General features: G+C 69.2%; 11 protein-coding genes. 3 read left to right on the forward strand and 8 right to left on the reverse strand.

Annotated features, from left to right (window positions below; all coding sequences use genetic code 11):
* Positions 1–9: 9 nt before the first annotated feature.
* The 5 genes from ACFOWB_RS17915 to ACFOWB_RS17935 form a co-directional block, all read right to left on the reverse strand.
* Positions 10–930 (reverse strand): ABC transporter permease, encoded by a 921-nt coding sequence (locus tag ACFOWB_RS17915; protein ID WP_261403482.1) that lies wholly within the window; start codon positions 928–930, stop codon positions 10–12.
* Positions 930–2,051 (reverse strand): ABC transporter permease, encoded by a 1,122-nt coding sequence (locus tag ACFOWB_RS17920; RefSeq protein ID WP_261403483.1) that lies wholly within the window; start codon positions 2,049–2,051, stop codon positions 930–932. The genes ACFOWB_RS17915 and ACFOWB_RS17920 overlap by 1 nt, the downstream gene beginning before the upstream one ends.
* 28 nt (positions 2,052–2,079) lie before the next feature.
* Positions 2,080–3,204: a BMP family ABC transporter substrate-binding protein gene (locus ACFOWB_RS17925; RefSeq protein WP_261403484.1), complete on the reverse strand. Its 1,125-nt coding sequence runs from the start codon at positions 3,202–3,204 to the stop codon at positions 2,080–2,082.
* A gap of 399 nt (positions 3,205–3,603) precedes the next feature.
* On the reverse strand, positions 3,604–3,885 hold the full coding sequence (locus ACFOWB_RS17930; RefSeq protein ID WP_261403485.1) for a hypothetical protein: 282 nt from the start codon (positions 3,883–3,885) through the stop codon (positions 3,604–3,606).
* Between the two features lie 20 nt (positions 3,886–3,905).
* The gene (locus tag ACFOWB_RS17935; protein ID WP_378148624.1) at positions 3,906–4,922 is read right to left on the reverse strand and encodes a formamidase; all 1,017 of its coding nucleotides are present in this window, start codon (positions 4,920–4,922) and stop codon (positions 3,906–3,908) included.
* Between the two features lie 150 nt (positions 4,923–5,072).
* Between ACFOWB_RS17935 and ACFOWB_RS17940 the strand changes: the two genes are divergently transcribed.
* Together ACFOWB_RS17940 and ACFOWB_RS17945 are read left to right on the forward strand one after the other, a co-directional pair.
* Positions 5,073–5,765, forward strand: coding sequence for a GntR family transcriptional regulator (locus ACFOWB_RS17940; RefSeq protein WP_378148626.1), 693 nt, complete (start codon positions 5,073–5,075; stop codon positions 5,763–5,765).
* 199 nt (positions 5,766–5,964) lie between these two features.
* On the forward strand, positions 5,965–6,189 hold the full coding sequence (locus tag ACFOWB_RS17945; protein WP_261403487.1) for a hypothetical protein: 225 nt from the start codon (positions 5,965–5,967) through the stop codon (positions 6,187–6,189).
* Positions 6,190–6,192: 3 nt separating this feature from the next.
* Here the strand turns inward: ACFOWB_RS17945 and ACFOWB_RS17950 are convergent, their stop codons facing one another.
* The 3 genes from ACFOWB_RS17950 to uraD all read right to left on the reverse strand — a co-directional run bounded on the left by ACFOWB_RS17950 (position 6,193) and on the right by uraD (position 10,462).
* Positions 6,193–8,874 (reverse strand): molybdopterin-dependent oxidoreductase, encoded by a 2,682-nt coding sequence (locus tag ACFOWB_RS17950; RefSeq protein WP_378148628.1) that lies wholly within the window; start codon positions 8,872–8,874, stop codon positions 6,193–6,195.
* Positions 8,871–9,686 (reverse strand): FAD binding domain-containing protein, encoded by an 816-nt coding sequence (locus ACFOWB_RS17955; RefSeq protein ID WP_261403488.1) that lies wholly within the window; start codon positions 9,684–9,686, stop codon positions 8,871–8,873. The genes ACFOWB_RS17950 and ACFOWB_RS17955 overlap by 4 nt, the downstream gene beginning before the upstream one ends.
* A 251-nt stretch (positions 9,687–9,937) precedes the next feature.
* Positions 9,938–10,462, reverse strand: coding sequence for a 2-oxo-4-hydroxy-4-carboxy-5-ureidoimidazoline decarboxylase (gene uraD, locus ACFOWB_RS17960; protein ID WP_378148630.1), 525 nt, complete (start codon positions 10,460–10,462; stop codon positions 9,938–9,940).
* A 299-nt stretch (positions 10,463–10,761) separates the two neighbouring features.
* Between uraD and uraH the strand changes: the two genes are divergently transcribed.
* Positions 10,762–11,115 carry a hydroxyisourate hydrolase gene (uraH, locus tag ACFOWB_RS17965; RefSeq protein ID WP_261403489.1) on the forward strand — a complete coding sequence of 118 codons (354 nt, stop codon included), beginning with the start codon at positions 10,762–10,764 and terminating at the stop codon, positions 11,113–11,115.
* Positions 11,116–11,144: the final 29 nt, after the last annotated feature.

Raw genomic sequence — 11,144 nt, forward strand, 5'->3', positions numbered from 1 at the left:
CTTCGGATCTCACTTCGTGATCGACAGCTCTCCTGGCGCGCCGGCGAGCTGGCGGCCAGGCGAGGAGGTGGCGATCATGATGAGAAGGGTGAGGATGTAGGGGGCTGCGTAGAACAGGTAGTAGCCTTGCGTGACGCCGACCGACTGAAGCGCCGGCCCGAGCGCGCCCGCGCCGCCGAACAGCATGGCGGCGGCGAAGCAGCCGATCGGGTTCCAGCGCGCGAAGATGACGAGCGCGACCGCCATCAAGCCCTGGCCCGAGGAGATGCGCTCGTTCCAGCTGCCCGGATAGTAGAGTGAGAGATACGCCCCGCCGATCGCCGCGAGCGCCCCGCCGAAGGCGGTGGCGAAGAGGCGCACCGTCGTCGGCGAGAGCCCCATGGCGCGGGCGGAGTCCGCCGAGTCGCCCACCACCCGCACGATCAGCCCGATCTTGGTGTTCTTGAAGCCCCACCAGAGCGCGAGCGCGAGCGCCGCCCCGAACAGGAACAGCACGTTGACGTTGAGCGCGGCGCGCACCTGCGGGATGTCGGACCAGTCGCCGAAACCGATCGCGGGCAGCGGCGGGGCCGAGGGCTGGATGTAGGGCTTGCCGAAGAAGAACGCGAGGCCGATGCCGAACAGCATCAGCGCGATGCCGACCGCGATGTCGTTGACCCGCGGAAACGAGCAGATCCAGCCATGGACGAGGCCGAAACCAGCGCCCGCCGCCATCGCGGCCAGCACGCCGAACCAGGGCGAGCCGGTCTCGACCGCGACCGCGTAGGCCGCCATCGCGCCGAAGACGAGCGTGCCCTCGAGCCCGAGATTGATGCGGCCCGAGCGCTCCGTCACCGCCTCTCCGAGGCTGACGAAGATGAAGGGCGTCGAGACGCGGATCGCGCCGCCGAGGATGGCGAGGGGCACGCCCCACAGGCCGATGTCTTCCATCAGGCGGCCCTCTTCCAGCGGTCGGGGTTGAAGATCTTGAAGCGGCCGTAGAGCGTCTCGCTCATCAGCACGGTGATGAAGAGCATGCCCTGCAGCACGAGGATGGTGGCGTCCGGCAGGCCCATGCGGCGCTGGATCAGGCCGCCGGCGGCCGCGATGCCGCCGAGCAGGAAGGCGACCGGGATGCACCCGAGCGGGTTCTGGCGGGCGAGGAACGCGACCAGAATGCCGGTGTAGCCGTAGCCGATCGCGAGCGAGGCGTTGGCCGTGCCCTGCACCGCCGCGACCTCGAACATGCCGGCCAGGCCCGCGAAGGCGCCGGCGAGCGCGCAGAAGCCGACGATGAGCGGGCCGACGCTCAGACCCTGGATCTGCGCCGCGCGCACGTTGCCGCCCGCGACTCGCGCGGCGAAGCCCCAGCGGGTCTTGTCGATCAGCACCCAGCAGGCGACGCAGGCCAGAATTCCGACCACGAGCCCCCAATGCACGTCCATGCCGGGGATCGGGCCGATGCGGTAGGCCTCGGCGAGCGGATGGGTCGAGGGCTTGTTGAGCGAGGCCGGGTCGCGCAACGGCCCCTCGACCAGCTGGTTCATCAGCGCGATGGCGATATAGGCCATCAGCAGGCTCGAGATCGTCTCGTTGACCGCCCGGTAGTGCCGGAGCGCCCCGACCGCGCCGATCCACAGGCCCCCGGCCGCCATGGCGGCGAGGCCCATGGCGAGGATCACCATCGGAGCCGGAAGCCCGGACAGCCAGTGCCCGAAGGCCGCCGCCGCGACGCCGCCGAGCACGATCGCGCCCTCCCCGCCGATGACGGTGAGGCCGAGCCGCGCCGGAAGCGCGACGCAGAGCGCGGCGAACAGCAGCGGGGTCGCCCGGAGCAGCGCGTTCTGCAGCGAGAACCACGAGCCAAAGCCGCCACGCCACATCAGCTCGAAGAACTGCGTGGGCGACTTGCCGAGCGCGAGCAGGAACAGGCTGAAGGCCGCCATGCCGGCTATGAGCGCGGCGAGCGGGATGACCAGCCCTTCGGCGCGGCGCGCCGCGAAGGCGATCGCGCCGGAGAGTTTCGGCGGCGCCAGGGGCGCTGCGACGTCGGTCGCGGTCACATCGGCCATGGAAGCGTCTCCCCGCCCAAAGGCCGCGTCAGGACGTCGAACCCAGCACGCCCTCGACGAGGAAGCTCGTGCTCTCGAGCTCGATCGCCGTCTCGGGGAAGGCCTTGCCCGCGCCCGCGATCTCCTTGCCCTTGTTGTCCTTGAGCGGGCCCTTGATGACCGCGTAGCCGCCCTTCTTGATCTCGGCGAGCGTCGCCTCGAACTGCTTTCTGGCGGGCTCCGTGACCGCGGGTCCGAGCGGGCTCATCTTGACGAAGCCGTCCGAGAGGCCGCCGCGGGTGAAGTTCGGCAGCGGTTCGCCGGCCAGCGCGTGCTTGGCGTACATCGAATAGACCGTGGCCCAGTTCCACTCGGCGCCGGTGAGGTACTTCTCCGGCGCGAGCGGCGCTTGGCTGGCGTGGTAGCCGCACACGAACGCCCCGCGGTTGGCGGCGGTCTGCACCACGACCTTCGGCCCGTCGACGTGGCAGGTGATGACGTCGGCGCCCTGGTCGACCAGCGCGTTGACGGCCTCGGCCTCCTTCACCGCGAGCGACCACTCGCCGGTGAAGATCACCTGGCAGGTGATGGTCGGATCGACGGCGCGCGCGCCAAGCAGGAAGGCGTTGACGTTGTTCAGCACCTGCGGAATGGGCTTGGCCGCGACGAAGCCGATCTTCTTCGACTTCGACATGTGGCCGGCGACGACGCCGTTGAGATACTGGCCCATGGCGATGTAGCCGAAATAGGAGCCGGCGTTCATCGGATGCTTCGACTTGTCCCAGAGGCCGCCGCAATGGCGGAACTGGGCGTCCGGGAACTTCTTGGCCATGGCCAGCACGTGCGGGTCGTAATAGCCGAAGGACGTCGGGAACAGCAGTGACGCGCCGTCGAGATTGATCATCGACTCCATGGTCTTCTGGACGTCGACGGTCTCGGGAACGTTCTCCTCCTCGACGAGCTCGATCCCCTCCATGGCCTTGAGCGCCTTGGCGCCTTCGGCGTGGGCCTGGTTGTAGCCGAAGTCGTCCTTGGGCCCGACATAGATGAAGCCGACGGTCGTGGCGGCCGCGCGAGCCCTCGTCGAGAAGGCCGGGACGCCCGCAAGGCCGAGCGCGGCGCCGGCCGCCGTGGTCTTCAGCAGGGAGCGGCGGGAGATCGTCAGGTCGGTCATCGTGTCATCCCCTCGGGCCGGACGCGGATCTGCCGTCCGCGTCGCCATGCGCGACGCATCTCGCCGTCCCGGCCCATCCGGGGACGGCGCACTCACAGGGTCATGCAATGTCGGGGCCGGATGCGGCGGCGCGTGGGATCTGGAGGAAGACAACGCCGCGAAAGCCCGTGACGAGAAGATTGCATGCAATGTCATATCTTTGCATGCATTAATGAGCGTCACGGGCGCCCAAAGTTTAGCGCCGCGCGATAGACAGGCGCCGCAGGGCGCGGCGCGCTCGGGATCCGCTCAGATCCGAGGAGCTGGCCAGCGCGAGGCCCGCGGCGCGGGAGGGCGCTTCGCGGGTCTTCGTCAAAACGTCTGCGAACCGATCGGGCGCCCGACGCCCGCAGGCGCCGGCTACTGCGAACGCCAGCTGAGGCCGAACAGTCCGTAGCGCTCGATGCGCGGCTTGGGCGGCCCGGCCTGCGACGCGGCCGCCGGATCGGCGCCGGGCTCGCCCGCGGCCGCCTCCCCATCCGGGGCGGGCGGCTTCGGCGTCTGGTCGAGCGGAACGCCTTGCGCCTCGGCGGCCGCCGAGGCGCGGCCCGTGATCGTGTACTTGTTGACCGGATCGGCGAGCGCGCCGGTCGAGGCGGCGAACGCGGCCGCGACGATCAGGGCCCGCGGAGACAGCTTCATCGCAAGATCTCCCCGCGCGCTCACTCGGCCGCGTCCTTGAACCGCTCGCCATAGAGCCGAGTCGGCGCCGGGAAGCCGCAGGAGGTTCCGTCCGTCACCTTGACCTCGTCCTCCCAGGGCAGCCGGTACTTTCCCGCCACCATGTCGTGCATGAAGGTGTAGGGGCAGTCCTGCGCGCCGCCCTTCACCGCCGTATAGGCGCGGTGGCCGAGCTGGTAGATGTTGTTCTCGACGCCCCAGTTGACGCGCGCCTCGCGCACGAGGTCGGGGCGCACCTCCGCGGTGATGATCTCGTTCGGCCGGCCGGTCTCGCCATGCGCGATGACGGTGCCGTCGAAGTTCACGATCATGCCCTCGCCCATCGAGTCGAACGAGCCGTCGCTGCCGCACATGCAGACATTCGCGGTCACCATCAGGTTCTGGAAGGAGTTCGCCTGGTTGGTGAAGCGCCAGCTCTGGCGGATCGGCGCGGTGTAGCCGGCCGTGCGGATCATGATCTCGGCGCCCTTGTAGGCGCATTCGCGCGCCATCTCGGGGAACATGCCGTCATGGCAGATGATGAGCGCGATCTTCGCGCCGCGCGGCCCCTCGATGACGGGCACGCCGAGATCGCCCGGCTCCCACGGCTCGACCGGAACCCAGGGGTGGAGCTTGCGGTAGTTCAGCCGGATCTCGCCTTCATCGTCGATGATGAGGCCGGTGTTGTACGGCATGCCCCCGGGGTTCAGCTCCATGATGGAGAAGCAGCCCCAGATCCTGTTGTCGACGCAGGCCTGTTTGAACGCCGTGACCTCGGGTCCGTCGACCCGGCACATGATCGCCGGGTTGATGTCCATCGAGAGGCCGTGGAGCGCGTATTCGGGGAACACCACGAGGTCCATCGTGCCGAGGTTCCGGCGGGCCTTGGCCACCATCTCGACGATGACCTGCGTCTGCCTCGCCAGATCCTCCGGCGTCACGACGGTCGGCAGCTGAAGCTGCACCAGCCCGATCACGACGCCGTTTTCCGACTTGTTGAGCCCGCCCAGTCCGTTCATGGCGATCGCCTCCGCTTCCGCGCCGCGACGGGCGCATCGTTTGTTGTGGCGCCTTCCGACAGGCGAACGCCGTGCCAACCGGGCGCCTTGCATGCAGAACTCAAATCCTGCATTCCGAAGCGGCCGTTTCACCGCCCTTGCGAAGGCGAGATGTCCGAAGCTCAGCTCTCAGATCTCGCTCACACCCGCACCGACCGCCTCGTGCGGGACCTGTCGGACGCGATCATGAGCGGCGAGTTCGAGCCCGGCGACCGGCTGGACGAGCACTCGCTCGCCGACCGCTTCGGCGTGTCGCGCACGCCTGTCCGCGAGGCCCTGCGGCAGCTTGCAACCTCGGGCCTCGTCGAGGTTCGGCCGCGCCGCGGGGCGGTAGTGGCGAGCCTCACCGCCGATCGTCTCGCCGAACTTTTCGGCGCCATGGCCGAACTCGAGGCGACCTGCTCGCGGCTTTCCGCCATCGGCATGAGCCCCGTCGAAAGGCGTCGGCTGGAGGCCCATCACGAGTCCATGTCGGCCTTCGTGACCGAGAACGACCCGGAAGGCTTCGCGGCCGCGAACCTGACGTTCCACACCATGATCTACGCCGGCGCGCACAACGGACCGCTCGCCGAGATGGCGGCGGGCCTGCGTCAACGCCTCCTGCCCTATCGGCGCGCCCAGTTTCACACGCCGGGCCGCCTGCCGCGGTCCCACGCCGAACATGGCGCCGTGGTCGAGGCGATCGTCGCGGCCGACGCCGCCGCCGCCCACGCCGCGATGCTGCGCCATGTCAGCCTCGTCGAGGACTCGTTCGAGCGCCTCGCCGCGGCCTTCACGCGGTCGAAGGCCAGCAAGACCGCCTAAGACGCGCCGCGGCCGCCAACCGATCCCGAAAGCCCCCGCGCCGCATCGACGCGACGTCGCGGCCGACGCTGCAGTCGAGGTCTCGATCAAACGAGATGTCGATCGCCCAATATTTGGTCATCGAGACCCGGCAAAGCCCGGAACTCTTCCGGCGCGGCGGCATTTGTTAGGCGACGCAACCAAACAGAGGAGTTCCGCCATGCGCACCACCGCAGCGATGCTGGCGCTCGCCATCATTCCGTTCTCCACGCCTTCCTTCGCGGCGCCGTCGGCCGAGGCCCAGATCAAGCACGTTGAGGCCTGCAACGAGATCGCCGACCGACACGACGTCACCGGCTACGCCCGCTCGAGCTTCGTGCAAAAGTGCCTCGAACATCAGTCCGCGAAGATGGACCGGTCGACGGCGCGCGGCGCCAACGGCTGACGCTTAGACGCTCCCTGGCAGCCGGCCGAAAATCCGGTCGGCGGTCAGCGGGAGCGACGTAAACCTCACGCCGGTCGCGTCGCGGACCGCGTTGCAGAGCGCCGCCGCCACCGGATTGAACGGGCTCTCGCTCATCGATTTCGCGCCCAACGGCCCAAGCGCGTCATGGGTTTCGGCGAACAGCACCTCGGTGCGCGGCACGTCCGCGAAGGCCGGGATGTGATAGTTGCGGAACGTGACGGTGGTCACCTCGCCGTCTTCCGACACGTCCACATGCTCATAGAGCGCCGCGCCGATCGCCTGCGCTACGCCCCCCTCCACCTGCCCCCGGCACTGCATCGGATTGATCACGAAGCCGGCGTCCGCCGCATGGACGCTGCGCAGGATCCTGATCGCGCCGGTCCGGCGATGGACGGCGACGCGGAACGCCTGAACGTTGAAGGCCACCGAGCGCGGACTGCCGTCGGCGACGCCCTCTCCTGAAAGCCCGCCCTCGTCCGCGATCTCCTTCAACGTCAGCTTGGCGTTGCCGGCCGTCACGCCGTCGGGCCCGAGGTCGCATGTCGCCTGATCGACGCCCAGCCTCGCGGCCGCCGAGCCGATGATCTTCGCCTTCAGGTCCATGGCCGCCTTGTGCACGGCCTTGCCCGCCACGACGGTGCCGGTCGAGCCGAACGCGCCGGTGTCGTAGCCTGCGATGTCGGTGTCGGACTGCAGGATCGTCACTGCTTCCGGCGCGACGCCGAGCGCCGACGCCATCAGCTGCGCGTGGACGGTCGTCGAACCGTTGCCGAACTCGGCGGTGCCGATCGAGAGTTCGTATCCCCCCTCGCCCGTCAGCCGCGCCTGCGCGTGCGAGTGGTGTCCGCGCGGCGGGATGGTGTCGAGCATGCCGGCCGCCATGCCCTCGCCGACAAGCCAGTCCACGCCGAGCCCCACGGCCTCGCCTCGATCGGTCGCCATCGCGGCCTCGACGAGATCGAGGCACTGATCGAGCCCGTAGGAACCGTATTCGACGTCGTGCGGGTGGTCGTCGAACGCGACCATCGCGTCGCCCGGCCGGATGACGTTGCGGCGGCGGATCTCGTACGGGCTGATCCCGATCTTTCGCGCGAGCTCGTCCATGGCCGACTCGATCGCGAAATTGGTCTGGCTCAGCCCGTAGCCGCGGAAGGCGCCCGCCGGCACGACGTTTGTATAGACGACCCGCCCGTCGATGCGCTTGGCCGCGCAGCGATAGAGCGCCACGCTTTCGTTGCAGCCGTGGAAGAAGACGCCGGGCCCGTGATTGCCATAGGCGCCGGTGTTCGACGTCACCTCCATCTCGATCGCGCTCAGCCACCCGTCGGCCGTCGCCCCGAGCTTGGCGCGCACGCGCATCGGATGGCGGGTGGTCGCGCCGATGAACTGCTCCTCACGCGTGAACTCCAGCTTCACGGGCCGCCCAAGCTTCAGCGTCGCGAGCGAGACGATGTCCTCGGTCAGCATCTCCTGCTTGCCGCCGAACCCGCCGCCGACGCGGGCGCAGATCACGCGGACCTTCTCGACCGGCAGATCCAGCACGAAAGCGAGCCGCCGGCGGACGAGGAACGGCACTTGGCTCGAGGTGCGGACGACAAGCCGCCCCTCATCGTCGATCCAGGCGAGCGAGCCGTGGGTCTCGAGATGGGCGTGCTGGACGCGATGGGAGTCGAACGTGCCCTCATAGACCGCGTCGGCCTGCGCGAAACCTTCGTCAGCCTCGCCGATGCGGCCGCGCACCTCGGCGAGGACGTTGCTCTTCGGTTCGCGCTCGTGCAGCAGCGGCGCATCCGGGGCCATGGCGGCGGCGGGCTCGAACACGGCCGGCAGCGGCGCGTAGTCGACCTTCAACGCCCCGACGCCGGCCTCCGCCACGGCCTCGGTGTCGGCCACGACGGCGGCCACGCGCTGGCCGATATGGCGCACGACGTCGTCGAGCAGGCGGGTGTCGGGCGGGTCGTCGGAATCAAGCTCGTGAAGACCGGTGGAGGTCAGCGTCTTCGGCGCGTCCATGTGGGTGAGAACGAGCCGAACCCCTGGAATCGCAAGCGTTTCCGAAGCGTCGATCGACGCGACGCGCGCATGCGGCAAGGGCGATCGGAGGAGCTTCATGTGAAGCGCGCCCTCCATGGCGAGGTCGAACGTGTAGCGCTCCGCCCCCGTAACGATCCGCCGGCTCGCAGGCGCCGCCACCGCGCGGCCCGCCGCCTCGCCATCCGCCGCGCCTTCGGCGTGGACCACGCCCCGCACCGCGTCCTCGATCGCCCTGTAGCCGGTGCAGCGGCAGAGGTTTCCCTTCAGCGCGCCCGGGAGATCGTCGAGCTGGCGCGGGGTGAGGCAGGAGACGGTCGAGATCATGCCGGCGGTGCAAAAGCCGCACTGAAACCCTTGCGCTTCCAGGAACTTTTGCTGGACCGGCGAGAGCGTCCCGTCCGGCCCGGCGAGGCCCTCGACCGTCGTGACCTCGCGCCCCTCGGCGCGGAATGCGGGAAAGATGCAGCTGTGCACGGGCCGCCCGTCGACATGGACCGTGCAGGCCCCGCAGTCGCCGGCGTCGCAGCCTTTCTTGACGCCGAACCAGCCGAGTTCGCGCAGGAACGTGCGCAGGCACTGGCCCGGCCGCGGCTCGGCGTCGAACGGCGATCCGTTGACCGTCACGCTCACGCGAGAAGGTCTGCGCGGATCTCTTCCGCGAGCATGAAGGTCAATATCCGCCGCCAGTCCGGCCGGCCGTGGACGTCGTCATGGAGCAGCGCGTTCGGGACCGCCTCCGCGATCGCCTCGACCAGCTCGCCGGCCTCTGGAATGTGAGCAAAGTCCAGCCGCACCGGGCGCTTGGTTGACGCCGTGATGGTGAGCGCGAAGCGGCCGTCGTCATGCAACAGACCGATCAGCAGCGCGGCCGAGCGCCCCCGCGGCGTCAGCGAGGTCTGGCGGAAGGCGGAGCGCGCCCGAAAGTTCTCGATCGGGAACGCGATCGCGCGGAGAAGCTCGCCGGACTTGAGCGCGGTCTTGCGGTCGCCGGTGACAAAGTCCGCGGCCTCCATGCGCCGCTCGCCGCCGTCCGCGGTCCAGATCACGCAGGTCGCATCGAGGCCCACCGCGAGCGACGTCATCGGCCCGGCGGGAAGCGCGAGGCACATGTTCCCGCCGACGGTCGCCATGTTCCAGATCTTGAAGGAGCCGAGCAGCGCCTCGCAGCACTGCACGATGAGTCCGCCCGAACGCCAGTCCGACGGCGGCTCGAAATCGTGGAGCTCGCGGATCTTGGCGGTGGCGGAGACGACGAGCGCGTCAGTTGAGATCGTCATCGCCTGCCATCCGAAGCCGTCGAGGTCGATCAGGCGGCGAAGGTCCGGCTGCGGCTCCGAATAGATCCACGTGCCGCCGCCGAGCCACGCGTCGCCCGGGCGCCAGCCGGACTGCGATCCGCGGTCGGGCCGGGCGACGATCTCCTCGATGGTGTTGATGTCCAACGCGACGCTCCGGACGGGACGGCCATCATCATGGCGCGCCTGCTAAAGCGCAAAGTGGCAAGCGGCGTGCCAGCGCCGGCTCGGCGACACAGGCGGCCTGCGGGAAGGAACTGCGTGCTTCGAGACGCGGCCTGACGGCCGCTCCTCAGCATGAGGGGGGTCTGAGCTCCGGCGTACCCAGAGGGCATCTCATGCTGAGACGCCTGCTCTTCACGGCGTCTCGAAGCACGCCGTTCCGTCGTCGAGCGACGTCACGCCTGCCGCGCCAGCGCGTCGAGCCGGATGCGGGCGATGCGGTGGACGTTGTCGAGCGCGGTCCGGAATTCGTCCTCGGGCGTGTTCTCCACACGCGATTCGAATGCGGCGAGGATGTCGGCGCGCGTCATTCCGGTGACCGCGACGATGAAGGGAAAGCCGAACCGCGCATTGTAGGCTTCGTTCAGCGTCTGGAAGCGTTCGAACTCCTGGGGAGAGCACTCGTCGAGCCGCGCGGAGGCCTGCTCGCGCGTCGATTCGGCGGTGAGCGTCTCGCCGACCTTGAGCCTGCCGACGAGCTCGGGATGCAGGCGGAGCAGCGCGAATTGCCGCTCCCGCCCCGCCGCCTCGACGATCGCGGACATCCGCGCCGACAGCGCCTCGGGTTCGTCGTCGGCCTCCGTCAGACCCTTGGCGGCCACGGCTTCGGCGACCCACGGCGAGTGTTCGTAGACCCCGCCGTAGAGAGCGACGAAGTTTTCGGGGGAAAGGCCCGAGGGCCGCTTGGGCGAGACGTCCATCACCGATTTCTAGACCGCCTCCGGACTGCGGGGCCAGCAGCGTCGGCGCCGATTTGAACGGCGCCAAAAGCAAGGCGGCGCCACAATTTTGTTCCTGCGTGCAGATTGCGCAGTTTCGACCTTTGGTGGCAGCTTCTGGACACGCGCCCGGCGGAAGGATCGACGAGGCTCCGGCTCCCGCCAACCTTCCGTCCGGGTGCGCCCATACCGCGCCGTCGCGGCGCGAGGTTGAGTTTCGCCGGCGCCGCCCGAGGTCGTTTCGATCGGCCGACGAGGCCACAGCGACAGGGCGGACGCGTTTGGGACGCTTGACCACGCATGTTCTCGACACCGAACTCGGCCGCCCCGGCGCCGGCATCGCGGTCGAGCTCTACCGGATCACGGGCGAAGCCGCCGAGAAGCTCGGCGAGGTGACGACCAACCATGACGGCCGCACCGACGCGGCCGTGATCGAGGGCGAGGCGTTCTCGGCCGGCGTCTACGAACTCCGCTTCCATGTCGGGCCCTATCTGAAGCGCGCCGGCCGCACGCTGCCCGATCCGGCGTTCCTCGACGTCGTCACCCTGCGCTTCGGCGTCGCCTCGCCGGACGAACACTTCCACGTGCCGCTGCTGCTGCAGACGCACGGCTATTCGACCTATCGGGGCAGCTGATGGGGACAGGATCGGCGCCCGGCAAAGTT

It is taken from the genome of Chenggangzhangella methanolivorans (assembly GCF_042648545.1).
Taxonomy (GTDB): Bacteria; Pseudomonadota; Alphaproteobacteria; order Rhizobiales; family Methylopilaceae; genus Methylopila; species Methylopila methanolivorans.

Excerpts from the sequence above, each read along its gene's own strand:
- uraD (WP_378148630.1), bottom strand. The coding sequence starts at position 10,462 with ATGGACGTCTCGCCCAAGCGGCCCTCGGGCCTTTCCCCCGAAAACTTC.
- ACFOWB_RS17925 (WP_261403484.1), bottom strand. The coding sequence starts at position 3,204 with ATGACCGACCTGACGATCTCCCGCCGCTCCCTGCTGAAGACCACGGCG.
- ACFOWB_RS17920 (WP_261403483.1), bottom strand. The coding sequence starts at position 2,051 with ATGGCCGATGTGACCGCGACCGACGTCGCAGCGCCCCTGGCGCCGCCG.
- ACFOWB_RS17940 (WP_378148626.1), top strand. The coding sequence starts at position 5,073 with ATGTCCGAAGCTCAGCTCTCAGATCTCGCTCACACCCGCACCGACCGC.
- ACFOWB_RS17915 (WP_261403482.1), bottom strand. The coding sequence starts at position 930 with ATGGAAGACATCGGCCTGTGGGGCGTGCCCCTCGCCATCCTCGGCGGC.
- ACFOWB_RS17935 (WP_378148624.1), bottom strand. The coding sequence starts at position 4,922 with ATGAACGGACTGGGCGGGCTCAACAAGTCGGAAAACGGCGTCGTGATC.
- ACFOWB_RS17930 (WP_261403485.1), bottom strand. The coding sequence starts at position 3,885 with ATGAAGCTGTCTCCGCGGGCCCTGATCGTCGCGGCCGCGTTCGCCGCC.
- ACFOWB_RS17945 (WP_261403487.1), top strand. The coding sequence starts at position 5,965 with ATGCGCACCACCGCAGCGATGCTGGCGCTCGCCATCATTCCGTTCTCC.